The sequence below is a fragment of the Rubritalea marina DSM 17716 genome (genome assembly GCF_000378105.1).
GTDB classification, from domain to species: Bacteria; Verrucomicrobiota; Verrucomicrobiia; order Verrucomicrobiales; family Akkermansiaceae; genus Rubritalea; species Rubritalea marina.
In genome coordinates this window covers 49246-74106 of sequence record NZ_KB899258.1, presented here as the reverse complement: position 1 = coordinate 74106, position 24861 = coordinate 49246, and the positions used below count along the sequence as shown (strand labels likewise).

General features: G+C 54.0%; 24 protein-coding genes and 2 tRNA genes. 13 read left to right on the top strand and 13 right to left on the bottom strand.

Going from position 1 to position 24861, the window contains the following annotated elements; genetic code table 11:
• Window positions 1–34: 34 nt before the first annotated feature.
• A complete protein-coding gene (locus F454_RS16600) occupies window positions 35–217 on the bottom strand; it encodes a hypothetical protein (RefSeq protein WP_018970577.1) in 183 nt (60 codons plus the stop codon).
• On the opposite strand from F454_RS16600, the gene F454_RS0110285 reads away from it, so the two are divergent.
• Together F454_RS0110285 and F454_RS14895 are read left to right on the top strand one after the other, a co-directional pair.
• Window positions 216–1100, top strand: a complete 885-nt coding sequence (locus F454_RS0110285) for a D-hexose-6-phosphate mutarotase (protein ID WP_018970576.1) — start codon at window positions 216–218, stop codon at window positions 1098–1100. The genes F454_RS16600 and F454_RS0110285 overlap by 2 nt on opposite strands.
• Window positions 1100–2119, top strand: a complete 1020-nt coding sequence (locus tag F454_RS14895) for an A/G-specific adenine glycosylase (protein WP_018970575.1) — start codon at window positions 1100–1102, stop codon at window positions 2117–2119. Before F454_RS0110285 ends, F454_RS14895 begins: the two co-directional genes overlap by 1 nt.
• 6 nt (window positions 2120–2125) lie before the next feature.
• On the opposite strand, the gene F454_RS0110275 is transcribed toward F454_RS14895, so the two are convergent.
• Complete coding sequence (locus F454_RS0110275) at window positions 2126–2722, bottom strand: helicase-related protein (RefSeq protein ID WP_018970574.1); 597 nt, start codon at window positions 2720–2722, stop codon at window positions 2126–2128.
• A 137-nt stretch (window positions 2723–2859) separates the two neighbouring features.
• Between F454_RS0110275 and F454_RS0110270 the strand changes: the two genes are divergently transcribed.
• Both F454_RS0110270 and F454_RS0110265 read left to right on the top strand, forming a co-directional pair.
• On the top strand, window positions 2860–3642 hold the full coding sequence (locus F454_RS0110270) for a PEP-CTERM sorting domain-containing protein (RefSeq protein WP_018970573.1): 783 nt from the start codon (window positions 2860–2862) through the stop codon (window positions 3640–3642).
• A 62-nt stretch (window positions 3643–3704) separates the two neighbouring features.
• Complete coding sequence (locus F454_RS0110265; RefSeq protein ID WP_018970572.1) at window positions 3705–4397, top strand: spermidine synthase family protein; 693 nt, start codon at window positions 3705–3707, stop codon at window positions 4395–4397.
• Window positions 4398–4431: 34 nt separating this feature from the next.
• Here F454_RS0110265 and F454_RS0110260 read toward each other — a convergent pair whose 3' ends face one another.
• From F454_RS0110260 to F454_RS0110220, 9 genes are all read right to left on the bottom strand, one after another.
• Window positions 4432–6447 carry an ATP-dependent DNA helicase gene (locus tag F454_RS0110260; RefSeq protein ID WP_018970571.1) on the bottom strand — a complete coding sequence of 672 codons (2016 nt, stop codon included), beginning with the start codon at window positions 6445–6447 and terminating at the stop codon, window positions 4432–4434.
• Between the two features lie 121 nt (window positions 6448–6568).
• Window positions 6569–6650: transfer RNA gene (locus tag F454_RS0110255), tRNA-Leu, on the bottom strand.
• 125 nt (window positions 6651–6775) lie between these two features.
• The gene (gene trxA / locus F454_RS0110250; RefSeq protein WP_018970570.1) at window positions 6776–7093 is read right to left on the bottom strand and encodes a thioredoxin; all 318 of its coding nucleotides are present in this window, start codon (window positions 7091–7093) and stop codon (window positions 6776–6778) included.
• A 310-nt stretch (window positions 7094–7403) separates the two neighbouring features.
• Entirely contained in the window at window positions 7404–8015 is a 612-nt protein-coding gene (locus F454_RS15845; protein WP_018970569.1) for a YcbK family protein, read from the bottom strand.
• Window positions 8016–8193: 178 nt separating this feature from the next.
• A complete protein-coding gene (gene menD, locus F454_RS0110240) occupies window positions 8194–9756 on the bottom strand; it encodes a 2-succinyl-5-enolpyruvyl-6-hydroxy-3-cyclohexene-1-carboxylic-acid synthase (RefSeq protein WP_018970568.1) in 1563 nt (520 codons plus the stop codon).
• Between the two features lie 42 nt (window positions 9757–9798).
• Window positions 9799–10848: a S1C family serine protease gene (locus tag F454_RS0110235; RefSeq protein WP_026292842.1), complete on the bottom strand. Its 1050-nt coding sequence runs from the start codon at window positions 10846–10848 to the stop codon at window positions 9799–9801.
• Window positions 10829–11818, bottom strand: a complete 990-nt coding sequence (locus F454_RS15840) for a S1C family serine protease (protein ID WP_083912960.1) — start codon at window positions 11816–11818, stop codon at window positions 10829–10831. Before F454_RS15840 ends, F454_RS0110235 begins: the two co-directional genes overlap by 20 nt.
• Window positions 11819–12176: 358 nt before the next feature.
• Window positions 12177–13181, bottom strand: a complete 1005-nt coding sequence (locus F454_RS0110225) for a hypothetical protein (RefSeq protein ID WP_018970565.1) — start codon at window positions 13179–13181, stop codon at window positions 12177–12179.
• A gap of 35 nt (window positions 13182–13216) precedes the next feature.
• Window positions 13217–13702, bottom strand: coding sequence for a hypothetical protein (locus F454_RS0110220; protein WP_205619027.1), 486 nt, complete (start codon window positions 13700–13702; stop codon window positions 13217–13219).
• Between the two features lie 239 nt (window positions 13703–13941).
• Between F454_RS0110220 and F454_RS14880 the strand changes: the two genes are divergently transcribed.
• From F454_RS14880 to F454_RS0110190, 6 genes are all read left to right on the top strand, one after another.
• The gene (locus F454_RS14880) at window positions 13942–14637 is read left to right on the top strand and encodes a hypothetical protein (RefSeq protein ID WP_018970563.1); all 696 of its coding nucleotides are present in this window, start codon (window positions 13942–13944) and stop codon (window positions 14635–14637) included.
• A 23-nt stretch (window positions 14638–14660) separates the two neighbouring features.
• On the top strand, window positions 14661–15656 hold the full coding sequence (gene bioB / locus F454_RS0110210; protein ID WP_018970562.1) for a biotin synthase BioB: 996 nt from the start codon (window positions 14661–14663) through the stop codon (window positions 15654–15656).
• A 113-nt stretch (window positions 15657–15769) separates the two neighbouring features.
• The gene (locus F454_RS0110205; protein WP_018970561.1) at window positions 15770–16921 is read left to right on the top strand and encodes a beta-ketoacyl synthase N-terminal-like domain-containing protein; all 1152 of its coding nucleotides are present in this window, start codon (window positions 15770–15772) and stop codon (window positions 16919–16921) included.
• A gap of 11 nt (window positions 16922–16932) precedes the next feature.
• A complete protein-coding gene (locus tag F454_RS0110200; protein WP_018970560.1) occupies window positions 16933–17391 on the top strand; it encodes a L,D-transpeptidase in 459 nt (152 codons plus the stop codon).
• 49 nt (window positions 17392–17440) lie between these two features.
• Window positions 17441–18073, top strand: a complete 633-nt coding sequence (locus F454_RS0110195; RefSeq protein ID WP_018970559.1) for an HAD-IB family phosphatase — start codon at window positions 17441–17443, stop codon at window positions 18071–18073.
• A gap of 103 nt (window positions 18074–18176) precedes the next feature.
• Window positions 18177–18464, top strand: a complete 288-nt coding sequence (locus tag F454_RS0110190) for a hypothetical protein (protein WP_018970558.1) — start codon at window positions 18177–18179, stop codon at window positions 18462–18464.
• 11 nt (window positions 18465–18475) lie between these two features.
• Here F454_RS0110190 and F454_RS0110185 read toward each other — a convergent pair whose 3' ends face one another.
• Window positions 18476–19240, bottom strand: coding sequence for a hypothetical protein (locus F454_RS0110185; protein ID WP_018970557.1), 765 nt, complete (start codon window positions 19238–19240; stop codon window positions 18476–18478).
• A gap of 449 nt (window positions 19241–19689) precedes the next feature.
• Here F454_RS0110185 and F454_RS0110175 point away from each other — a divergent pair, with 449 nt between their 5' ends.
• Together F454_RS0110175 and F454_RS0110170 are read left to right on the top strand one after the other, a co-directional pair.
• Window positions 19690–22320: a DUF1592 domain-containing protein gene (locus tag F454_RS0110175; RefSeq protein WP_018970555.1), complete on the top strand. Its 2631-nt coding sequence runs from the start codon at window positions 19690–19692 to the stop codon at window positions 22318–22320.
• A 23-nt stretch (window positions 22321–22343) separates the two neighbouring features.
• Complete coding sequence (locus tag F454_RS0110170) at window positions 22344–23621, top strand: DUF1552 domain-containing protein (protein WP_018970554.1); 1278 nt, start codon at window positions 22344–22346, stop codon at window positions 23619–23621.
• A gap of 58 nt (window positions 23622–23679) precedes the next feature.
• On the opposite strand, the gene F454_RS0110165 is transcribed toward F454_RS0110170, so the two are convergent.
• Complete coding sequence (locus F454_RS0110165) at window positions 23680–24525, bottom strand: sirohydrochlorin chelatase (protein WP_026292841.1); 846 nt, start codon at window positions 24523–24525, stop codon at window positions 23680–23682.
• A gap of 122 nt (window positions 24526–24647) precedes the next feature.
• Between F454_RS0110165 and F454_RS0110160 the strand changes: the two genes are divergently transcribed.
• Window positions 24648–24737: transfer RNA gene (locus tag F454_RS0110160), tRNA-Ser, on the top strand.
• The last annotated feature ends 124 nt before the right edge of the window (window positions 24738–24861 follow it).

Here is a 24861-nt window from a genome sequence, read left to right as displayed (position 1 = left end):
AGCTCATCCACGACAAACCCACTCAAACCTGCCATTAGCCGGCTCCCTCGAGTGCCAAACGATCGTACTGCTGAGCTCCCAACCGCACGCCCCCTCCGCCGCAGAACCTCAGCACCAGACCGCCATCACGCAGCACCGATGCGCTACCCACCATGGTGTTGAATCGGTGACACTTCACGATTGACGCTAGGAGCTCAGTCACGCCTAATTCAAGCATGGCACCTCAACTCAATGATGCACTTCTGATTCCTGGCGAGCTGCACTTCGCCTCGCTCGCGGACGGCTACCCAGTCATTCAAGTCACCCATGCGCACGCCAGCGCCACGGTTGCCCTACACGGCGCGCATGTCACCGCGTTCGAGCCAGCTGGCCAAGCACCCGTAATCTTCACCAGCAAGGAAGCGGTATACAAAGAAGGCAAAGCCATCCGCGGCGGCATCCCCGTCTGTTGGCCATGGTTCAATGCACACCCGAGCAATCCTGAGTTGCCTTCACACGGTGTCGCGCGCTCACGATTCTGGATACTCAGCCAAACCTCCACAAATCCAGAATATACCGAGCTTGTCTTTGAGCTTCCAGCCGAAGCATCGGCCGAGTTCGGCCTCACCGCACAGCTTAGCATCCGCGTGGGTCGTTCCCTAGATTTGGCACTCACTGCCACCAACGTGAGCGACCAAGATGTCCCAGTAGGCGGAGCCTTGCATTCCTATTTCAAGGTCAGCGATGTTGACGCGGTGCGCCTCCTCGGCTTCGACGACGAACATTTCATCGATACCACCAACGAAACCATGCATCAACAACATGGGGAAATCCACATCCAGAGCGAAGTGGACCGCATCTACGACCATGGAGACTCACCAATCACGCTCCAAGACGCAGCACTCAAGCGAGACATCACAATCCGCAATGGTGGCAGCGGCACCACCGTGGTCTGGAACCCCTGGACAGAAAAAGCTGCGGCACTCGGCGACCTCGCTGACGCGGAATTCCACGACTTTGTCTGCATCGAAGCCGCGAATGCTCGCCACGACACGCGCATGCTCGCCCCAGGAGAATCCCACACACTCAGCACCAGCATCACCTCCACGCCGCACAGCTAATGCAGCTCAAAGACATCGCAGCCTTCCAAAGCGCCCTAGTCACCTGGTTTGAAGCCAGTGGCAAAGACTACCCTTGGCGCCAGACCACTGACCCATGGCACATCCTCGTCTCTGAGGTCATGCTGCAGCAAACTCAGGTTGCCACCGTCTTGAACCGAGGCTTCTACGTCAACTTCCTCAAGCGCTACCCCACACCAAAAAGCATCGCCTACGCCCCAGAACAGGAAATCCTGAGCGCCTGGGAAGGACTCGGCTACTACCGCCGCGTGCGCAATTTGCAGAAAGCAGCCCGTGCCATCAGTGAAGAGCATGGAGGGCATTTCCCTACCGATCATCAGACGATACTCAAGCTTCCCGGCATCGGACGATACACCGCTGGGGCGATTGCCTCCTTCGCATACAACCAAGCTCAGCCGATCGTCGACGCCAACGTTGCCCGAGTCCTCAGTCGCGTCTTCAACTTCCGCGACAGAGTCGACAACGGACCGGGGCAGAAGCAGCTCTGGAGCTGGGCGGAACAAGTCCTCGACCACCAACACCCCCGCTTATTCAATTCCGCATTGATGGAACTGGGGCAGCGGGTCTGCACCAACAAAGCGCCAGATTGCCTTTTGTGCCCGATCCGCGCCTTCTGCACTGCCACCGAGCCTGAGTCCCTCCCGGTGAAGCAAGCGCGTAAAAAAACCGTGCACCTCGACGAACATTGCCTCCTCGCCATCCGCACCACTTCTGCTGGTGAGAAAGAACTCTTACTCAGCCAAGCGAGCCAAGGTGACCGACGTTCCGGCATGTGGAGCCTCCCACAGCGCCCACTCGAACAGCTTGAGCCCTTCGACCTACTGTATCGCGCCAACTACGCGATCACCCACCACAAGGTCCATTTACAGATCTATCACTATACCGAGGCGCTAGATCAATCTGATGGCGAAGTCTGGCACGCGATCAACACACTGGCTGACACCCCAATACCCAGCCCATTCCGCAAAGCTCTCGATCAGGTCCTTCCTGAATGTTTCTAATCCGGCTCAGTGGCGACCGTACTTCTTTGGTTTCCACTTCTTTTTTTTGTGCTGCAGCGGTTTAGAACGTTCGCCACGTTTGGGCGTTTTATTACGCGCTGGGTTCTGGCGTGGCGGCTTGCCCTCATAGAGAAACCCCTCGGCTTTCGTACGAGGAATTTCGCCACCGAGCACTTCCTCCACCGCCTTCAATGCGCCACTTCCATCAGGCGTACTAAAACTAAGCAACACACCATCCTCCGCTTGCACCAGTTGCCAACGGTCCTGATAATCTTGCCAAAGCTCGGGGAAATCGATGTGCAGCATATGGCGTACCCCACTCAGATCCAAATTGCGAATCAAGGCATCAGTAGCTACCAGCAGCTCAAGGCCACCAGCCTTAAAATCAAGCAAGGCGCGCTCAACCAGCTCAGGCTTCTTCTTCCCATGCACCGAATCTACCTTGAGCCCGGCTGCCGCAAGTTCCGCCGCTAAAGCATGCACCGCTTCACGGCTCCTGAGTATCACCAATAGCGGCATCAACTCAGGCTGATGCATCAGCAAATGCGACAATAAATCATTTTTTTGTGGGTCGTAGACCTCGTAGAGAGCGTGCGTTGCCATGGTTCCAGGCGAGGATCATGGCAGGATCCTATCCGCTCTGTCCAGAGCCATATCCTCGATCTAAACCTTTGAGTCTGTTAGCTGTTATAGAGATTCACCTTTGATCCATAACCAGCTCTATGTTATACGTTTAGGTAATGCACCCCAAACACCCCCTGAATTGTGCTATCGCATATGCAATAGCAAGTAGTAGTATTGTCTCCGCCGCGAGCACCATCCATTTCAATCGAGCATCCGCCATCAACTCACGAATCGACATCGGTGGCGGTGAAAACGCCATTGTTGATTCTGGCGGCACTGTCGCCGTCACTGGCGAATTTACAGATGAAATGGTGGTCACCTACACAGTGACCAACCTCGACTTCGACGGCGACGCCGTGGCCGATCATTTCTCGGTCAACATCCTCGTGTCCACCCAAGACTCTGTGATCCCCAAGGATGCCAACACCTTCACCAACGGCACCATGGGCCTCAACACCCCAGGCGCCTACGCTCCCGGTAATGTGGGCAACAAGATCAACGAGACTGGAGAATTCCTCACCTTCTCGCTCGACTCACCGATCAACGTGACTTTGAGCACCGGAGGCAGTACCACGCTCGTCTTCGATGGCTTCAGTAATCTGATTCTAGCCAACTACAACAACAACGCCCGCCACATTCTTGATACTGACCCCACTGACATGGTCGCAGGAGTGACTGGCAATGCCAACCTGACAAGTGACTCAGTGAGCCTATCCCCCGCCACGCAATCATTTTCCGTGGGCTACGATTCCAGCTCAAGTGATGCGTTCCGCGTTCGCAATGTCGATTTTTCAGTGACCACAACATACGACGTAACAGCCGTGCCTGAACCCTCAAGCGCGAGCATGCTCTGCCTCGCTACATGTCTCGTGCTCTCACGACGTAAACGACATGCCTGAGCAGGCTGAGTCAATTGTATTCCAGGCTTGTTGCGCAGCTGAATCTGCGCAAGGCTCGCGGCATGAAACCGTATGAGGACCTCGCCGAGTCAACGATGCCAGATGGCACCCACTTTTCCCTGCACTCCCACGATGGCGACTTCTACCTGAAGTACAATGGCTACGAGCTCATGAGCACCTCTCAGACTTTCTCTGAGCGCCACCTCTCAGATCTAGGTTGCTCGCACATTCATAAAGACAAACCACTCAGCCCACCGGACCCGAAGGTTCTGATTGGTGGGCTAGGCCTCGGTTTCACCCTGAAGCGCACCCTCGAACTCGTAGGTCCGCAAGCCACCGTCGAAGTGGCAGAACTCATGACGCCGATCATCGAGTGGAACCGCAGCTTCCTGGTAGAGTACAACGGCCCACTCCTCGAAGACCCACGCACTGTGATCACTCAAGGTGACTTTCACAGCATCCTAAGCAGCAAAGGGAAGTCGAGCTTCGACGCAATCCTTATCGACATCGACAACACCCCAGACGACCTCATCACACAGGGTAACAACCAAATGTACTCCCCCGCGTTCTTGCAGAAGATGAAGTCGGTGCTCAAGCCCGGCGCCTGCGTCGCCTATTGGCTCTCCGAGCCCGCACCGAAATTTAAGAAATTGCTGGGCCAAGCGGGCTTCTTGGTAGAACAACATGCTTCCAAACCCCGCGAGAATGCCAAGCGCGCACGCCATTGTATCCTCGTGGCTAGAAAACAACATTGAGTAGCCCCTGCGCCTAGCGCATTCATCCCCCTCGTTACTGCTCTTGCTTCACAATTTTCACTGGCGCATCGGGCAGTGCTTTAAGGAACATCTTACCGTAGCGCTTGGTGACCACTCGGTTGTCGAGGATGGTGACCACTCCCGAATCTTTTTCTGAACGGATCAAGCGACCGACCCCTTGGCGCAGCTTGATGACCGCCTCTGGCACCGAGTATTCCATGAATGGATTCCCGCCGCGCGCCTCAATATCTTCGATCTTCGACTCCACCAGCGGGTGGTTTGGCACGGCAAAGGGGAGGCGGGTGACGATCACATTGCTCAGCGCCTCACCTGGTACATCGACACCAGCCCAAAAGCTATCGGTCCCGAAGAGCACGCTGTGGATGTCGTTGCGAAAGATGTCCACCATCTTGTTGCGCGGGGTGCCATCACCCTGAACTAGCAAGCGCCAACCAGTCTCATCAAAGTAGTCTTCCATGGCATCCGCCACGTTGCGCATCACCTTGTAGCTGGTGAAGAGCACAAAGGCCTTGCCCTCGGTGTACTTGAGCACGCGACCAATCCAATGCACCAGTGCCGACTCGTACTTTGGCGTGCCTGGATCCGGCATCGCCTGCATCACGTAGACCTCCATTTGCTTAGCATAGTCAAAGGGAGAACCAATTTGCACCGGCTTGGCGTGCTCGGCCCCCACTCGCCTTCTAAAATAACTCATGTCGCCCTCGCCAGCACTCAGAGTCGCCGAGGTCAGAATACAGGTCCGACCATCACCAAACATCAGGTGACGCAAGCGATCCGCCACATTCACCGGCGCCGAGCGCAGGCTCAAGTAGTCGCCATCGCGTCCAGACTTCTCCACCCAGTAGACACTTTCTTCGTCTTTTTGGTCGAGAAAGTCAGCCAAGGTAGCATGCATTTCGCGCAATCGGCGCGCACCATCCATGAGTTCCTTGCGGGCATTCGATTCCTTCTCGAGCTTCTCAGCCTCATCTTGGACGATGTCCCAAAGCTTGCGCAGTGGCTCCGCCAGCGAGTTGTCCACGATGTCCGGCTCACGCACTCGAGCTTCTTTGGCAAATTGGCCAAACTCGATCACCTCGCCCAGTTCATCGAAAAAGTCTTGGGCGCGCTCAAGCAGATCTTCAGCAGCTTCGATCCCGCGACCACTGCGGAGCTGCTTGAGTAACCCCTTCTTATTCCTCGGGTTGTACAACCTCGAAATATCAAAGCGCAAGCTCGATTGGCTCAAGCGCAGCCCCAGTTGATTGGCCGCCACTTCCTCAAGCGTGTGCGCTTCATCAAAGATCGCGAAGTCGTTGGGGAAAATGTACCCCATATCGTCCTCGTCTTGATCCTCGCGATTCGCACCCAACAATGAAAAAAACAAGGTGTGATTGACCACCACTACATTGGCTTTCTCCACCTCCTTGCGCGCCTTTTGGTAGAAACAATTTCCTCTAGTTCCACAGGTACGGGGAGTACAAATATGCGCTTCGCTGCACACTTGCGACCACACCTTGGCAGCCGGCTGAAAGCCCAGCGTGCTCAGCGTCCCGTCCTTAGTCTCCTCAGACCAATCCCAGATTCGCTTCAGCTCATCCACCTCCGAACTCGTGAATAGATCTCCCTTCGAATCCATCGCAATCCTCAAACGCAGTGGGCAGAGGTAATTTTGGCGCCCTTTCAAGAGCACCGCCTGAAAATCTTCTCCAAGCAACTTTCGCACAATCGGGATATCCTTCCCCACCAACTGCTCCTGCAAGTTAATCGTGTGGGTCGAGATGATTGCCTTCTTATTGCGCTCCAGAGCAAACTTCACCGCAGGAATCAAGTACGCCAAAGACTTCCCGACCCCAGTGCCCGCCTCCACCGCGAGCACGCGGCTCTCCTCCATCGCTGAGGCCACCTCATGCGCCATTTCTTGCTGCTCCGGACGGTAGGCAAAATCCGGCGACTTCGAAAGCAAGCCATACTCGGAAAAGATCTCAAACACCTCCTCCGACAATGCTCCCCTAGAATGAGCTCCCGAACCTTCAACAAATGCAATCATGCGCGCGCTAAGCTACCCAGATCGCGCTGCCGCTGCAACACTTACTTGCTGAACCGACAGGCAGCAACACCACATAAAAAAAGCTCACCAAAATTGGTGAGCTCGTTTTTGCAAAGGAAAATACCTAGGACAGGAATCGAACCTGCACGTCCAAGGACACTGGAACCTAAACCCAGCGCGTCTACCAGTTCCGCCACCTAGGCCTTTGCTGGGGCTTGGTATATAGCATTCGAACGGATGTGCAATCTCTTTTCTACCGAAAATCACAAAAAAATGGCTTCACCATCTGGTGAAGCCATCCAATTAGATTAATCGATCTGTGTATTGATTAGAGAGCGAGGAGCTTTTCTTTGAGACCTTCTTTAGTCACATTCGCACCCACGATCTGATCCTTCACTTCTCCGTCCTTAAAGAACAAGAGGAATGGGATAGAACGTACGCCGAACTTCGCAGCCAATGCCTGCGCATTGTCTACTTCTACTTTGCCAACGACTGCTGCGTCGCCAACCTCATCAGAAAGCTCATCAATGATGGGTGAGATCATCTTACAAGGACCACACCATTCCGCCCAGAAATCTACCAATACTGGTTTGTCAGAGTTCAATACTTCAGCATCGAAATTTTCTTCAGTTAATACCTTTGCCATGCCGCGACTATGCTACGGGTTCTGCTATCCGTCAAGGTAAGGCCACGCAATTCCCCTGCTAATAGTAAGATTTAAGAAAGCTAATAAGCGAACGCCTCAATCACCGAGATCAGCCAGAGAAAATCAACGCCGCCAGTACCGGTCATATCGCGCGTGAAATGCACATTCACGACACACCCCAGCGAACAAGCGCCCCCGCATGAAGAGGTCTCTTCTAGGCCTATTCAGAAACTGCTAGCCTGCCCAGATAAAGCAACAACACGCTGCATCAACTCAAAAATCATCCATCCCGCTCGGCCTTGCCTAGCCCCTACCAGTCCGCATTATTTCCACGCGTATCAACATGGGTGAAGCTGCTGTAGCGGCCCACGCCCCCACGGAATGCTCCCTGGCTCCGCATTTTTCTGACATAGCGAGACACAGTCCAAGGCGACGCCCCCTTGAAGCGAACATCCACGGCGCGATTCTCTAGGTGCTGAGAACGGCTGCGTCCACGCACTGCGCGGTTGTACGCTGGGCTGCGATAGACTGAAAGAAGCTCAGAAACCGGCTTACGCATGCTGCTCGATAATTGGTCAATCACCTTGAGCGTCGGAGCAATACGACGCCACATGTAACGCGGAGGAAGACTATTCTGGGTGCGCCCGCGGGTTTTAAAGTGCGGATGCAGCACCATGTAGGGAGAAATATTTTTGAGCTTCAGGCCTTTGATAAAATTGGCGTATCGAAGAACGTCCTTCCCTTTTTGATCGACCCAAGACTGCGGAATTCCTGCCACCGGCTTGGTACTCGAAAAGAACACCGCGTAGGAGTTCTGCACGCTCAATGCAAAGGCGCCTATGAGGGTCCCAAAAGTGCCGAGAAAGCGACGACGACGCCACGTCTGTGGCACGTCATTTTTCTCGTCATGTACATCACTCATTACCTTAGTTGTGCAGGTTTGCTGGTCGTTTACCAGAGGAAATTCCCGATATAGCCATAAATTTTTTCATCTAAAATTAACAGTATTTGGGACAAGTTCACAGGAACTTACGCGATTTCAGCGATAACGAAACCCTAACTTGTCTCTAATATTTTAAAACCCTCGAATAAACGTCTATTTAAAGGCTGGCGTAGGCTTTCCAGAACGCTTCTGTTTGCTCTTGAGAAGGAACGATTTCCACGACTTGGACGCGCTCGGATGATTCAATTTCGATCTCGTCAGCATTTTTAAATACGGCGTAATCGTATCCCCACATCTCTGCCCATTTTTCAAACGGGTATTGATGGTGGTTCAGCACGAGTTCCCGCGTGAGCGGTGCCATTTGTTTGACGCGAGGCATCCGTTCAAAGATCTTACCTCCACTATTGTTCACGATCACCAGCACCCTGCCACTAGCTTCACAACCATCGAGCAAAAATGGTGCAGACATATCATACAGCGTGGTCAAATCCCCCAAGACACACCAAGAATCGTCAAGTCCATGGGTCATTCCAATCCAAGTTGACAGCTGGCCATCGATCCCATTTGCTCCACGGTTTGCGCGCACCGTCTCAATCGGATAGTCGCGCTGTGCAAATTGCCCCCATTCACGGATCGGCAAGCTATTGCCTAGGTATAGGCTCTGAGCGGTAGTCGCATAGATCGACAAGGTGCGCATCATGGCAGGCTCGCTATCCGGGTAGGCATCCAGTAGATCCTGAGTCTGGCTCCATCGGCGACGGTTGGCCACCAGGATATCCTGAGTATCCCCCAATTCACCCACCTCACCGAGGCCGCGTAGGATCCTACCAACCTCACCGTGCAGCACTGCAGATTCGCGGGCGAGCCCCGAGAAGCCGGAACGCGTCACCGAAAAGACACGCACTTCAGGGGTATTCTCTAAGTCACGCCAAAAGCGCCCCACAGGCACCTCCCCCAAGCGAAGCACACATTGAGGTTTGAATTCACGCATCACCTGCTCCGCATCCGCCACTAAGTAGGGCCCCAGTAACTCGCGTAGTCCAGAGGTAGCATCAGCAATAACCGGCACTTTAATCTCTTTGAGGAAGCCAAATACTTCTTCGCGATCCTCAGGCTCTAGACCGCCAACAGCCACCACGAAACCTTTCCAATGGTCTTGGAAAAAATGCACCAAATCAGTGACATCAAAATTACTACGCAAGGGCTGAAACTCCTCGATTTTCTGCAGCACAGGCCTCACAACCTCATCCTCTTCCAAGCAGACATTGAGGTGCCATGGTCGCAAGCCAGCCCAGTTCTCGAAAAGAACGTCTTCGACAGAAGTCACATCATCGCAGGCTTCCACATACTGACTGAAAATCCCCGGTTGCTCAATCGCCTGAGGCGCACCTGAGCCGCGGAATGAGGCGGGGCGGTCGGCAGAGATCAACACCAGCGGGCGCCCTTGGTAATGTGCCTCAATCACGGCGGGCAAGAGCTCCGCAACCGCGGTACCCGATGTGGTCACCACGGCACAAGGCTCGCGGGAATCCATGCTTCGCCCAAGCGCAAAAAATCCGGCGGAGCGTTCTTCAAAGTGCGACCAAATGATAGCGTCATCGCTGCTCACCAAGGCATCAATCAAACTCATGTTGCGTGCCCCTGCGCAGACCACGTATTCACGAATACCGGCCTTCAAGCAAGCCTCCACCACCATCGTCGCCACTGAGTCGTTCTTCACACCCGTGTTCTAAACGAATTTACCGGGCATGCAACTGCTGAATCAGGGCTTCTTTGCCTCGAGCAGCATCGCCTCGAGCTCTGCCCGAAGCTGTGCCACCGGTATCGCAAGACTCTCCGCACGATTGGCACGCGCAATGTTCATGCCCACACATTTGCCATCGAGGTTCAACAAGGGCCCACCAATGGTGCGATTGTTGAATGGGATGTCCGTCTGCATCGCCATGGGAAACCCATCGCGACGCTTTGAATACGCACCACTCATCGCATCATTGCGTGTCTGACCAGCATCGTAGACCGCATCGCGAGACATCAGTTCGACTTTCACCCGCAGTTTCTCTCCATCGCGATCAAGGGTCAGATCAACCCAAGTACCCACTTGATAATCGCGCAGGATGTCGATCAACTCCGAACGCTTCTTCACCTCTTCGCCTGCAACGGCACTGACCCGGTCACCCTCCTTCACGCCTGCTTCAGCAGCGCCAGCATCGGGATTGACAGCCACTACTTTTAGAGAGCCACTCGTCGCTTCGAAGGTAATGCCAATCACCGCTGGCACCTGTCCAGACACCTCTCTTTGCTTGGCACTGACCACTCCCACATTGATCCTGCGACGCTTGCGGCTGGTCGCACCATTCGCCACCACCACCGACCCTATCGGCAAGACGGTATCCGAGGCCCATTCCACGGGATGCAAGCCCGCAGCATCCACCTTGAGCAAAGCCAAATCCCAGCGCGGGCTCTCGGCCACCACCTCATACTTGGTAAACTTGAGCTCCTGCACTCGCAGCACCACGTCCTCTCGCCCCACCAATTCACTCGCTTTCACGAGGATGTGACCATCCTCGCTCACGACCATGCCATAGTTGAAGTTTTTCCATCCATCGTAGAGCACCGCGCTACTCTTCTGCAGCTGATCTCGCTGCGGCTGGAATAAAGAACGCATCAACTCACCATTGGTCAGCTCGTCACTTGGCAAACTGGGGGTCGCCATCAAGGCAAACTGACTACATGAGAGCACCCCTGCACAGACAGCCCCTCCCAACATTCTCATCGACCAGCACACCATGTCCTTATTCACTTTCTGTTTCATCCACCTTGAAGGTCATTTCTTCTTCACCCCGCATCACACCGAGCTCGAAGCTCTCACTCCGCGCATTGAGAAACTCACGAATCTGCTCGAGTTTACTCACCTCAGCCCCACCAATACTCATGATGGTATCACCGGCCTCGAGCCTGGGCCGACCGTCGCCATCGATGGCAAAGCCTGCCGTCACCACCACTTCTGTCTTCGACTCATACAAACTAGCTCCCAAGACCTTTTCTTCTATCGTCTCCACCTCAGCAAATGGCCCATCCCCCATGAATTCTCCTGACTTCAGAGTGCTCCAGTCTCGCGTGAATGCAGTCACTGGGACATGCATGTTCTTTACCACCCTACGCCCCACCCGGCTGTGGATCGCAATCAATTGACCATCCAGGTTGAACAAGGGTCCTCCAGAATCTCCACCAATCAAGGAACAATCAGTCTCAATCGTATCCTTAGCCATGCGCAGCACGCGCCCGAGCCGTAGCACCGCCCCACGCGTTTCATCAAAACCACCAGAGTGGCCGAGCGCGAAAACCCAAGTACCCATTACCGTCTTTGGAGCCCATTCATCAGCATCAGCCTTCCATAAATCAACATACGCGAGCCCCTCAGGTGGATCCACAATTTGTAACATCGCGGCATCATTGTCTGCATTCAGCCCTAGCGAATGCGCCTCTAACACGGTGCCATCCTCAAAAAGTAGATCGACCCGCCGACTCACCCCAGTCACCACGTGCGCGGCACTCAACACCAAACCATCAGGACTCACCACCACTCCCGTCCCAGAGTTCGCCCCCATTTGCACACAGACAGTCGCCGCTCGCGCCTTCTCCAGTCGGCTCTGCAACACGTCCTGCAACTCTCTCACACCTCCCAAGTCACTGGGCATCTTGTGGTAATCATCTGGTGGCAGAGCCATCGCCACCATCATCGTGGCAAAACCACACAGGAACATTCTTATGATTCTAGTCATTCAAAAATACGCGTCTAGCAACACACTAACGTATCGAATACCCGGCGGCAACACATGAATCACCCGAAGCATCGCTTCCCTTTGAAGCCACCTGTAGGCTCACAGCAAAGGATGGATCATTTGAAAAAAAGACAAAAAAAAGACGATCCAATAGACTATTCTAAAGGAAACCCCCTAACCTTAAAGAACAGCTAATCCTATTGGACCGTCTCGTCCCTTGCGGGAACAGGAGCAATATGTCATCAGTTATGCTTATTCGCAAATTTTTATTTCCCAGAAGATCTAAACCTCCGTTTAAAATATGTCACAAACCCAGTAAAATCAATGTGGTTCACCGTCATTTTATAGGAGATGTTTTTTAGAAAAAGTCTTTATCGAAGCGTTTTCCTTGTTCTGAAGGGGATTCGTGAGCATCGCGAAAGGCTAGAACACCCCCACAGGTGCCTCCATTCTTGGCTCCAAGACGACGTGGACTTGGGGTGTCAGGGAAAATATACCTGCGTTTCCACCACCACAAAAAAGATGTTAGAATAAGTATGAAAACTGATAGAGATAACATCAACTGCTCTACAGATAAGTTCACCTTAGCAATAAGATTTTGATACAACTTTGATGAACCAACTTCACTAGTGTTTGCCTCCTCAGCGACCTCTAGTGGACTGCGATTTTCCACCACAAGTTCATCGAGCAATTCCTCTACCCAAAAGAGGCGCATCGATACTTGCCCCAGAAATGCGTCCAACTGATCGAAGACATCTGACTTCTCTTTTGCCTTATCTGACGAATTCCATAAAAGCTCACGCATGTGCCAATCTGGCACTTCAGATGATTGCCCACCTACTAATGCCAATTGCGATCGCATAGGCGCCCCCATGTAGTAATACACAATCAAAATAGGCTTCTCAACCGACTTAAACACACGTTTAAAATTTTGCTCTGGATGATACCCTTCAGGCACCCGCTGTTCTTCATCAAAGAGGTAGACATAGACTGGCACCTTCGCCACATCCGCATGCACCTTGAGCGCGTAGAGGAAGTCCTGACGCTCCTGCATACTCAGTAGTTGCTGTGGGTCGACGAGATGACTGCTTGCCTGTTCACCAAAATAGTTCAACAGATGCCGCCCAAAGATGGTAGAATTTTGATCGAGCACCTCAAAACCTGGCTCTTGAGGTTTTTCCTCAACCGCCTCGATCACCACCTCGACCGATGGCGTCACATTTTGCTCGCGCTCAGGAATCACGAACTCATCCGCCAGCAAGGCCCCGCCAACGATCAGCTCACCCGCCTCCAGGCGCTGCTTGTCTTCCTCAGACCATTCAGGCAATGCTGGAAGCTTCGCCGCAAGCGCAGAGTGGATCATTAGGGACACCATTCCCAGCATAGAGATCAATCGCCTCATACCTCCTTGGCCCTTCGTTTGGCACGCTTGTACAGACGCTTCAAATATTTTTCCACTCCCACCAGCATGACCTTGCTGGCTTCATAATAATTGCTCTCGATCAGATAGGGATGGGCTTTCCGCAATGCTTCAAATGACTCGCGTTCGTCCACCCCTGAGTCCAGCAAATAGCCGAAGTGCAAGCATGCTTCACACGATTGCGCATCAATCACCAAGAGCACCAGTCCTTGCTCGTGCGCAGCCTCTGGCATGTCCACAAATTCACCACGATTCATCAACCAAAATCCATAGCTCTGCACCGATTGATCCCGACCTAAACCACAGGTCACCACTCTCAAACAAATCTGTGGAAACCGGCGCTCAATACCCTGCACCACCTTCGCCAAATGACGACGCTGCGCCACACGCAACACACCAGCTCCGTCCTGCGGACTCTTCACCATCCGATCAAATCCAGCGTACACATCATCCAACTGCTCCAATGTCAGTCCGCAGTGGGGACATTCATTGGCAGTCAAATGCATCTTATGTAGGCATCTCGGACAGCGCATCTAGCAATGGTATAAACACTCATTCAAGCCCCGCCAATGTCCAATTCTCAAAATTTTAGATTGCTAAAACACTCACACCTAACACCCTAACAAATCACTACGGACGAAAATCATCCCAGATTGCCATTTTAACCTTCACAGGGGCAGAGCTTCATACCATTCTCGACACCATGCAGCGTCTATGGCTCACGATCATGCTCATCACTCTACTCGGTCACTGCAGCCGTGCGAATGAGCATTTGGTTTTATCTGGAGGCCCTGCGCTCCGTCAGTGGGAGCAATACCGCATCGAGCCAGACCAACACGATCGCTGGTGGGCAAACTTCATCCGCGCAGCCACACTCCACATCGATCTCATCCGTGCAGAAGAAAAAGCACAAGGGCTGCCGAAGAGTCGCATCAATTGGTACGTCTACAAATTAGGCTACTCTCTACGCGGTCGGGAAGACGGCAAGCCCTACACACGCTGGATCCAAGAACAAGCAAACAAGCGCGGCGCCCGACTCATCTGGATCAATACCGGCGACGAATTCATCAACCACCTCAACCGCCTCCCTGCCGGAAGGACTCGTTCGTTCCACTACTTCGGCCACTCTAACAAACATTGCTTTTTACTCGATTATTCCTCACAAATCCTTGGCGTATCGGCCGCTTGGATTCACGAAACTGACCTCCGCAAGCTGAGTGGTCGAGCGTTCAGCAAGGGAGCCATTTGCAAAAGCTGGGGTTGCTATACAGGCGAAAGTATGAATCGTTACTGGAAGCGAGCCACTGGTGTTGCAATGATCAGCGCTCGAGGAAAAACCGACTACAGCACTCTAGCGAAAAGCCAACTACCCAGCACCAACAAAGGCTGGGTAAAGTAAGCCAAGCACCACTTTCAAACATCATGAAATTCGAAGAATTAAAAGCACTCCACGATCTCCCTTTATTTGATCTCATCAAGAAGTCACGTGAAGTACACGATGCCAACTGGGCTGACAACGAAATCCAACTGTGCACCCTACTCTCGATCAAGACTGGCGGTTGTTCCGAAGATTGTTCCTACTGCGCTCAGTCCGCTAGATACAACTCAGGTGTTCAGGTCGAAAGACTCATGGAAAAGGAAGCTGTGATCGAGCGCGCTCGCGCAGCCCACGACTCCGGCTCCACACGCTTCTGCATGGGCGCAGCGTGGAAAGGCGTGCGCAAGGGCACCAAGCGCTTCGACCAAGTGGTCGACATCATTGAAGAAGTTTCTGAGCTAGGCATGGAGGTCTGTGTGACTCTCGGTGAGCTCGGCCCGGAGGAAGCCACAATCCTCAAAAAGGCTGGAGTAACTGCATACAACCACAATGTAGACACCTCTCGCGAACACTACCCAAACATTGTCACCACCCACACCTATGACGACCGTCTCCGCACCATCCGCAATGCGCAAGACGCCGGTATGTCTGTCTGCTGTGGCGGCATCCTCGGTCTCGGCGAAAATGATGAAGATCGCTTGAAAATGATCGAGACGATCTCCGAGTTCAACCCACAGCCGGAGTCCGTACCAATCAACTCACTCATGCCCATGCCGGGCACACCACTGGGTGAGTCTGACCCAGTAACTATTTTCGACGTCGTGCGCATGATTGCCATTGCTCGTATCGCGATCCCCAAGGCCAAGGTTCGCCTCTCAGCAGGTCGTACTCAGATTTCCGAAGAAGGACAGGCACTTTGCTTCTTCGCAGGAGCAAACTCTATCTTCTACGGCGACAAACTCCTCACCGCACAAAACCCAAGTGTGCAGAAGGACCTCAACCTCATCAAGCAACTCGGACTCTCAGCGAAACAGCCAAACCCCAACATGGCAGCACCGCAGGCTGATTGCTCCAAGGAAGCTAGCCCATGCTGCAGCTAGGCTGATTCCTCGGTAAAATCCACCAACTTCTCTCAGTGCCCCACACCAAGCGTGGGGCATTTTGATGTCTCCACCCCGCGACTCATTCTTCAACTCACCACATTCTTTAGGTTTTGAAGCACACCGTTGCCATCACCGGAATCTCAGCCATCTCAGGGCTCGGGCACGACCTCAAGGCGCACCAAGCCGCAATGCTGGCCGGCCGCTCAGGCTTGCGACCGCTGAGCGACTTCTTTGCCGACCAGCTCAACGGCGCCGAGCTCCAAGGCGCCTGGATCGAAGACCGCAAGCTCCTCAACTCACGCAAGTGGGCTCCGGGCTCGGCCCTCGCAATCCATTGCGCCAAACAAGCAGTCGCAGATGCGGGACTCGATGGCGAAGCCCTCAAGCGCGCCGCAGTCATCGCGGGTTCATCACGAGGCAACGCCTGGCTCAGTGATTGGCCAGGACGCCGACCAATCAAACTCATGGCGGCATCCAATTCGATGCACGGTGAGATAGCTTCAGCCGTCACCATCGAGCTTGGCATCACTGGACCTTGGCAAACCATCTCCTCTGGCTGCGCCGCCTCACTGGACGCCATTGGCCACGCACTCATGATGCTCAAGTGCGGCATCGTCGATCACGCCATCGTGCTAGGCATCGAGCTCCCTCTCGTTCCTGAAATCGTCAACGACTACGTCAAGACCGGCGTCCTGAGCACCAGCGGAATCAATGATCCCTACCACCCAGAGACCGCAGGCTTCTTCCCTGGTGAAGCCGGCTGCGCTCTGGTGCTGAGTAACATCCCTGACACCCAGGCTCCGAGTATTGACGGGTTTTGGTGCAATTCAGATGCAGATTCTCCCATCGGCATGCCCAACGACGGCGCGGGGCTACGCCAGCTACTTGTCGAAGCCAGCAACGCGCTGGGAGGCGCGGACACGATCAGGGCAATCTGCCCGCATGCATCGGGCACGCGACTGCACTCGCTAGCCGAGGAGCGCGCACTCATCGACGCCCTTCAGCCCACATCTCCCATCTCACTTCACCCGCTCAAACCCTTTACCGGACATACAGTGGGGGCTAGCGGCGCCCTAGACACAGCAATACTCGCGCACCACCTCAGAGAGCAACAGCTGCCGCCAAACCTCCCACTCAGCCCCCCCCCCGCTCCTTTCACGCTCCCCACCACCCCGAGCCCAGCCACTGGCAGCATCCTCAAGATCGCCGTTGGCATGGGGGGGCACAACTCCGTCATTGCCCTACGCCCACCAGCTCAATAAACTCCCACAGCATGCCAGCTCGCATCTTCATTTCAGTCCACAAGCAACGCCTACGCCATTACGATGAGCGTGATGAGCTACTCGGCGAATACCCCATCTCCACCGCAGAAAATGGAGTGGGCTTTGAAGAGGGCTCATACCGCACACCCATCGGGCGCTTCCAAATAGCCGAGATGATCGGGCAAGGCGCAGCCCCGATGACAATCTTCAAAGGCCGCAAGCCAATAGGCACACACGACCCCGCACAGCCCAGCAGCGAAGACCTCATCACCTCACGCATCATCTGGCTCGACGGCATCCAAGAAATGAACGCCAACACCAAGCAACGCTACATTTACATCCATGGCACCAACCATGAGTCCCGCATCGGCCAGCCTTGCTCCATGGGCTGCGTCCGCATGCTCAACCAGGACATCATCGAACTCTATGACGCTTTGGCTCCAGACACTTTGATCATGATCACCCCATGATCGTTCAAAGCAGCTCAACCACCACTCAAACATACCACACCGACCCACTATGAAACTCATCATCTTTGACTGTGACTCCACCCTATCCTCAATCGAGGGTATCGATGAACTCGCACGCGCCAAGGGCCCAGAAGTCTTCGCTGAAGTAGAAGCATTGACCAATGCGGCCATGAATGGCGAAGTCCCGCTCGATCAGGTCTTCGCCCGCCGTCTCGACATCATTCGCCCAGACCAAGCGACCTGCAGCACCATCGGCCAACTCTACATCGACACGGTCGAACCCACCGCAGTGAGCACACTGAACACACTGCGCGAAAAAGGCTGGACGATCGCTATCTTATCCGGTGGGTTCAAGCGCCTCATCGAACCCCTCGCCGAGTTCCTCGGAATCGAGCGCATCGAAGCCGTCCCCCTAGAACTCGACTCCGAAGGCAAGTACCTACGCTTCGACAACAGCTACCCAACCACCTACAACGGAGGCAAGCCCGAGATCATCCAGCAACTCAAGCAAGAATTCTCTCCCGACACGGTGGTGATGGTCGGCGATGGAGTGTCCGATCTCGAAACAAAACCAGAAGTCGATTGCTTCATCGGCTACGGTGGATACACCCCGCGCCCGAAAGTCCAAGAAGGCTCAGACCACTTCATCTACAAGCTAGACGAATTGCTAGCACTCGTCTAAGCACGCCTCCAACGGTAGTGCCCTCATTCTATTAACGCACACTCCCACTACCACCATCCAACTCGACCCACAGCACATTCACCTTTTTCGAGGTCACCGCAGTTTGCTCAGCACCAGCGAGCAAGCCGCTTGGCGTAACCTCGAAGTCCAGCGTATGATCGCGCAGTGTGAGTTCCCCGCTGTGCGCGAGTTGTTCCAGACTCGCTGGATCGATCGCAGCCCAGAGATAGAAGCCCTCCTAAGCAGTGGTCCTGAACACTTCTTCAACACCACCTGCCAACGCCTAGAAAGCCAACTCAACCGCTGCCCGGCATGCGGCACACTCTGCCGCACAGCGCGTGCTAGACAATGCCCATCATGCCCCCACACTTGGTTTGATTCCGCCCGATAACGCGCGGACCATCACTCGCCAGAGCGAGTCGTGTGGATGTCAATTTCACCAAACAAGGTACCGAAAGGCACCTTCTCCCCAAAGGGGTGAAAAATATCGATAAGGATGTGTTTGGCGCGACACATCGGAGCTGGTGAGGTACTGCGCACACTTGACACCACCTGTGGGGATTCCGGCGATGGTGCTTGAGTCTGTACCGTCGTCAGCAAGCTCCATCCATTTGCCAACAACTCAGCATCGGACGCCACGGCATCACCAGAGGCTGGAGCCACCGGCGCGTCAGAATAATAGACCTTGAAGAACTGATTTGCTCGGATGTTGTCGTGCCACGTGTAGGTATTGATTTTAAACAGCGGCTGCACGGAATCCAATGAAATCAACACCCGATTAGGCCTCCCATCATTTGGTTGATTATCAAAGTAAATCGCACGTTCATAATCCTGCACTCCCGTCTTTTTATCGAGCCCATCACTGGTGGGCACAAGGCCATCAAAGAGTACCTGTACTTTGTCTTTCAGAGCCAGAGCTTTCGCGCCCTGCACCAAATTGGTGGTAGGAATGCTTACCGTCGCATGCCCCATGGATCGATCAGCATAGTCGTTCGAGCTAGGCCCCTTCACCCGTTGGAACATCCAGCCAGCATGACCCGGCGTGTTGTGCTCGTACACCACGGTTACCGAGCCCGGAGCACCCAGCAATACCGGACTTAAAAAAAGACTGAGACCGAGGGTGAGTGGCTTGAATCGCATGCTGAATTGCTTGAATTTAATGGGCATATTGTTCTCTAGAAGATCGCTGTAGCTAGGGATCAAATTTCATTCGTTTCTGCTGGCTACAACACATCAAAACCCTCCGATCTCCTAAACTACACCTAAACACAGCCCCTCAGCTTGGGGAATCATCATTTCTTAGGAAGGCTCAGAACCCCTCTACCCCATGAGTGGTCAATCACCCAAGCAAACAAGTCCCATGCAGCACCCCAAAGCAAAGCCTCACACCAAGCACAAAACCAACATCTTCAAAAAGATACACAAAGCAGGACCCCCACAACAACTCATCGCGTGGACTTTCAACTCGCTCGGCCAATCTGTGACTAGGCACTATTCCCCAAATGCTTCTGTAAATTTTATTCTAGCCAGCCCGATGAAACATATCATACAGGTACTTCGTATATACAACGCTGATACCCCCAGTATTAGCGACCCGATTTCTTCGACCTACCTATATGAGTAAACTCATCGCCATCATTCTGTTTTGTATCATGCTGCCATTTGCTATTGGCTACAAAGCGCCCGAGCTAAGCGAAGCTCTCGAATACGACCTAGAGACCATCGCAGAGCATGAACAAGTGGTCGCTGTCCGCTCCACCGTCTACCAAAGACTGCGCCTCATCGAAAAAGATCACAAAAAAGTGATCAAGTACAAGCCACGAATCGAAGAAGCCGACATCAAGACCGCCAGGGTCTTCATGGATCGCTACTGCATCGACTGCCATGGCCCAGACAAACAAAAAGGCCAAGTGCGCTTGGATACCATCGACTGGTCCATCGCCGACAATGACACCGCTCAACGCTGGCAAGATGTGCTAGACCAACTCCACAGTGGAGACATGCCGCCCTGGGATGAAGACCAACCGAGCGAGCCCGAGCTCGTGAAGATGCTCGACACCCTTAGCATCCACATTGAGGACGCTCGTATCCAACTGGCCAACCACAAGGGTGAGATCAAGATGCGCCGCCTCAACCAACGCGAATACAACAATAGCGTCAAGGCCCTCCTTGGCTTCGTGCCACCGCGCGACATGGTCCCAGAGGACATCGAATCGGAAAACTTCGACACCGTAGGGAACGACCAATTCTTCACCTCCAATGACTTCGAGGACTACCTCGAGGCCGGCAAATTCACCGCCAAGCAAGCGCTGGAATGGCTTCCAAAACCACACCAAGAAGCGAAAGCGACACGCCAAGATAAAGCCGAGGAAAAGCTCAAAAGATACCTAGAGATCGTGAAAAAAGGCGATGCCCAGATGGCGATGAAAAAGAAAGGCAAAAGCTGGAAAGAAATGGGCTTCAAAGACGCAGGTGATGCCTCCATCCTCTTCAGCCAGTTCCTCTGGCGTGTCGACCTACCTCGCCGCTACACCGAGCTTCCTCAAGCCAAGGATGGCATCTATCTCACCGGCCTCAGCAATGGCTTTGACGCCCACATTGCACGACACATCGACCCACGTGGCAACTACAAGCTTCGCGTCCACGGCGGCTACGTAGGCAACCCACCGGAGAACCGTAAGGTCTTCCGAGTCCAGCACACATTCAAGGACGTCATTGGCACCTACAAATTCACCCAACCCTCCACCGACCCGCAGACCATCGAGGTCGACATCCCATTGATGCCAGGTCAAAGACACCGCCACGCCATCGACGTGCGCCACGACTACGTGGGCGGCAGTCACCAGCGCAACATGAAGGCCGGCAAAGGTGAGGCACCGTTACTGGGAGACGATCCTTGGGCCTCCATGTGGATTGATTGGATGGAAATCGATGGCCCATACTACAACAAAGAGCAATCTTTGCTCGAAAACCTCATGTTCCCAGATGGCCGTGGTCCCGGAATAAAAGCCAAGAGGATCACTGACCGCGAACTCATCGAGACCTTCGCTTACCATGCCTTCCGCCGCCAGAAACCAAACCCAGAATACATCGAGCAGCTCTACCAATACGCCCGCGAGATTCAACTGAAGGGCGCGAGCTACAACGACGCCATGGCTGACGCGCTTAGCATCATTCTCAGCTCACCGAAGTTCCTCTACATCGTCGAACCGAGTGATGCTCCAACTGGCCAGCAGAAGCTCAACAACCGCGAGCTCGCCATCCGCCTTTCGTACTTCCTCTGGAGCTCCCCCCCAGATGATGAACTCTACGAAGCGAATCTCCAAGACCCTGAGGTCTTCTCAGCACAGCTTGACCGCATGATCCAAGACCCACGCGTCAATGCATTCCGAGACGGATTCATCACCCAATGGGCCGACCTCTTTAGGTTCGATGCCATCACCATCGACCAAAATAAATACCAAGGCTACAGCCAAGGCCTTCGCTATGCTGCAAAAGAAGAAGTAAAACAATTCTTCGGCACCCTCATCCAAGAGAACCTACCAGCCAAAAACTTCATCCACTCAGATTTCGTGGTCGTCGATCACACACTGGCCAACCACTACGGCATCGAAGATGTCGAGCAGATCAACCAAGCCTTCACCAAGGTCAAGCTCCCAGAAGACTCACCGCGTGGAGGCCTCACCACACAAGCCGCCTTCCTCATGCTGGGCTCGAATGGTGAACGTTCTTCCCCCGTCATCCGAGGCGCCTTCCTCCAAGAAAAATTACTCCACGACAAACCACTCCCACCACCACCAAACGTCCCAGAGCTCGGCACCCAGACCAACGAACCACTCACCAACCGCCAGTTGGTTAAACTGCACCAACGCCAAAAAGTTTGCTCTTCCTGCCACAAACAAATGGACGCCATCGGCTACGGGTTGGAAAACTTTGACGCCATCGGCGGATGGAGAGACTTCGAATTCGTCAAAGGCAAAGAATTGCCAGTCGACCCAACGAGCTCCCTACCAGACGGATCCAAATTCACCAACATCCACGAGCTCAAAGACTTGCTCCTCGAGAAAGATGATCTTGTCGCTCGCGAACTCGTCGTATCGATGCTATCGTACGCCCTCGGCCGCACCGTACAATTCTCAGACCAAAATGAGGTTGACGCTATTATGGAACAACTCAAAGCCGATGACTACCCGATCGGCAGCATGATCAAAGAAGTCGCACTCAGCCAGCTCTTCAAACGCAAATAATTCACGCCCAACACACAAAAACCATGGAAGAAATCATCACCAACTCGACCACGCGACGTTCCTTTTTGCGCACGGGCGGCGCAGTGCTCGCCTTGCCATTTATGGAAACCGTTGCTGGCCCCATCAGCTCGACCCCAAAAGCACCCAAGCGCGTCGTCTTTCTCGGCGGTGGTTTCGGCTTCACCAAACAAACCTTCTACCCAAAACGAGCCGGTCGTTTCTCTGAAATCGGCCTCACCCAGGGCCTCGCTCCCCTCAAGCGCCACATCAACGACTTCACCATGGTGTCCAACCTCACCAACGTGGGAGCCACCAACCCACACGGGGGCAGTGCCGTCTACCTCACAGGCGCCGCAAATGCACCATCTGTCGACCAATTGATTGCAGAAGAACTCTGTAAAGACACACGCTACAACTCTCTCGTACTCTCGGCTAAGGAACCCGATGGCAGCCAAAATTCAGGCCACGGCGGCGGACTCTCGCTGTCATACGATGTTCGAGGCAATACCATGCCAGGCATCGAAAAACCGATCGAGCTCTACCAAACACTCTTCCGCACCGCCGATGACTCACGAGAAGCACTCGATGCCCGACTCAAGAAAAAGCAATCAGTACTCGATATCGTGCGCGTCAATGGTAGCAAAATCAAACGTACCCTCTCCAGCGGTGATCAAGAAAAGCTCGATGAATACTTCACTGGCATTCGCCAAGTAGAAAAGAAACTCGAGCGCCAAGCCAAATGGGCTGACATCCCCAAATCAGAAGCGCCCTTCGGTCTCCCCAACCCTGGGCTCACTGGAGAAGACGAGATTCACATCATGTATGACATGATCATCGTGGCACTCCAGACCGACGCCACCCGTGTCGTGTCCTACCGCCAGCCAGTCTGCTCAGTACTTGCCGGGATGGGAATCTCACTCAAAGCGCACGCCCTCAGTCACTACGGATTCTCCAAACCTCGCACCCTCGCATCCGAGGAACGCGATCAGAAATGCTCCCAGCTCTTTGCCCACTTCCTCGATCGCCTCAAGGAAGCCAAAGACGTCGACGGCAGCAGCCTCTTCGACAACACGATCGTTAGCTACGGCACCAACCTACGTTCTGGCCACGAATTGCGGAACTTGCCAGCCATCCTCTCCGGTGGTGGTGCAAAGCAAATCCAACACGGCAACCACATCGTGCTACCCAAGCAAGACACACCGCTCTCCAATTACTGGCTCACCATCATGCAACAAGCCGGCATCCATACCGACACTTTCAGCAACAGCACTGGAAACATTCCAGAATTGCTCAGCACCTAGTCGCTGCCGCCACATGCTCAACCATTCAAACAAAGCCGCGTGAACACACGCGGCTTTTTCATGCCTGCGTCGCACACCCTTGGGCACGCCGCGCCAGAAGCTCACAAAACGGCTCAAACGCATCGCCCAAAAGCCCCGACATCTGAGCATCCAGGCTAGGCCACTTCTTCTGCGCTTCCCCACAGATTTCCGCCACATCGCCCCCCTCACCAGCGTGGCGCCCTGGGCCAGCAAACAACATCGAAACCATCACCTTGCCAGCAAAGCCATCTGTCCCAAGCAAGTTCTCTAGCAGAGGTTCGTTAAAATCATATTCCGCGCCCTCACGGCGCTCCATCGAGCACGCCTTCAAAACACGCACCTGATCACCTAGGATCTCCCCCACCTGATCAGCCACCAGCTCCCTAATCGTATTCACCGCCTTCGCTGGCGTACCGTGATCGCAAAGCGCCACTGCGAAGCCCTCCTGCCAACCGAGCTCAGCCGCTTTATCCAAGACAAGCTGCGCCATCATCTCGGCCACAGCCGGATCCTTTTCGTGCACCAGACAAGGCAGAACATCCACCTCCAGCTCCGCCCACCCTTCCGCACGCAAGTCTTCGACCCGCTTCGGCAAATAATCCACGAGCGCACTACTTGGCCCAAAAAATTGAGGTAAAATCGTGAAACGATGCACTCCCAAGTCGCGCTGAGCACGCATGAATGGCACCAGGGTCTGAGCCTTCTCCCCGCCCAGCATCGCCGGATCCACCTTGCTCGAGTGCAATAAGGAAACTGGGTGGACCTGAGTCCCCAGCAATTCCGAAACTCGCCCAGCCACGCGCCTCAATTGCAAACTCGCCTCAGGCCTCAAGGAGCCGTTATCCATCAAAACCAAACAAGATCCATCCGCTAACATGCTCATGTTTTAGGGAGCGCAGACCATGCGGTCAAAAGCCTTTTGATTTTTTACAAAAAAAGCATTGCACCAAGGCGGTTCTGCCAGTAGCTTCCGCCCACCTCGAAAGAGGTGACCACAGGATATCAGGACAGGTGCCAGAGTGGTCGAATGGGCTCGCCTGGAAAGCGTGTGTGCGCGAAAGCGTACCGAGGGTTCGAATCCCTCCCTGTCCGCCATCTTGAACAAAAAACGACTCCAGCTTGCTGGGGTCTTTTTTGTTTAATAGGTAGATCTGGTACGATTACGTCCCCTCCTTGAGCAACGCGAAATCCAATGAGGGTTCGACTGCATAGAGTTCTG

What these genes read in the sequence shown, in the direction of transcription:
- F454_RS0110200 (WP_018970560.1), top strand. Translation starts at nt 16,933, where the DNA reads ATGCCAGCTCGCATCTTCATTTCAGTCCACAAGCAACGCCTACGCCAT.
- F454_RS0110165 (WP_026292841.1), bottom strand. Translation starts at nt 24,525, where the DNA reads ATGAGCATGTTAGCGGATGGATCTTGTTTGGTTTTGATGGATAACGGC.
- F454_RS14880 (WP_018970563.1), top strand. Translation starts at nt 13,942, where the DNA reads ATGCAGCGTCTATGGCTCACGATCATGCTCATCACTCTACTCGGTCAC.
- F454_RS0110270 (WP_018970573.1), top strand. Translation starts at nt 2,860, where the DNA reads ATGCACCCCAAACACCCCCTGAATTGTGCTATCGCATATGCAATAGCA.
- F454_RS0110285 (WP_018970576.1), top strand. Translation starts at nt 216, where the DNA reads ATGGCACCTCAACTCAATGATGCACTTCTGATTCCTGGCGAGCTGCAC.
- F454_RS0110195 (WP_018970559.1), top strand. Translation starts at nt 17,441, where the DNA reads ATGAAACTCATCATCTTTGACTGTGACTCCACCCTATCCTCAATCGAG.
- F454_RS15845 (WP_018970569.1), bottom strand. Translation starts at nt 8,015, where the DNA reads ATGAGTGATGTACATGACGAGAAAAATGACGTGCCACAGACGTGGCGT.
- F454_RS15840 (WP_083912960.1), bottom strand. Translation starts at nt 11,818, where the DNA reads ATGACTAGAATCATAAGAATGTTCCTGTGTGGTTTTGCCACGATGATG.
- bioB (WP_018970562.1), top strand. Translation starts at nt 14,661, where the DNA reads ATGAAATTCGAAGAATTAAAAGCACTCCACGATCTCCCTTTATTTGAT.
- F454_RS0110260 (WP_018970571.1), bottom strand. Translation starts at nt 6,447, where the DNA reads ATGATTGCATTTGTTGAAGGTTCGGGAGCTCATTCTAGGGGAGCATTG.
- F454_RS0110170 (WP_018970554.1), top strand. Translation starts at nt 22,344, where the DNA reads ATGGAAGAAATCATCACCAACTCGACCACGCGACGTTCCTTTTTGCGC.
- F454_RS0110225 (WP_018970565.1), bottom strand. Translation starts at nt 13,181, where the DNA reads ATGATCCACTCTGCGCTTGCGGCGAAGCTTCCAGCATTGCCTGAATGG.
- F454_RS0110275 (WP_018970574.1), bottom strand. Translation starts at nt 2,722, where the DNA reads ATGGCAACGCACGCTCTCTACGAGGTCTACGACCCACAAAAAAATGAT.
- F454_RS0110235 (WP_026292842.1), bottom strand. Translation starts at nt 10,848, where the DNA reads ATGAAACAGAAAGTGAATAAGGACATGGTGTGCTGGTCGATGAGAATG.
- F454_RS14895 (WP_018970575.1), top strand. Translation starts at nt 1,100, where the DNA reads ATGCAGCTCAAAGACATCGCAGCCTTCCAAAGCGCCCTAGTCACCTGG.
- F454_RS0110265 (WP_018970572.1), top strand. Translation starts at nt 3,705, where the DNA reads ATGAAACCGTATGAGGACCTCGCCGAGTCAACGATGCCAGATGGCACC.
- trxA (WP_018970570.1), bottom strand. Translation starts at nt 7,093, where the DNA reads ATGGCAAAGGTATTAACTGAAGAAAATTTCGATGCTGAAGTATTGAAC.
- F454_RS0110185 (WP_018970557.1), bottom strand. Translation starts at nt 19,240, where the DNA reads ATGCCCATTAAATTCAAGCAATTCAGCATGCGATTCAAGCCACTCACC.
- F454_RS16600 (WP_018970577.1), bottom strand. Translation starts at nt 217, where the DNA reads ATGCTTGAATTAGGCGTGACTGAGCTCCTAGCGTCAATCGTGAAGTGT.
- F454_RS0110175 (WP_018970555.1), top strand. Translation starts at nt 19,690, where the DNA reads ATGAGTAAACTCATCGCCATCATTCTGTTTTGTATCATGCTGCCATTT.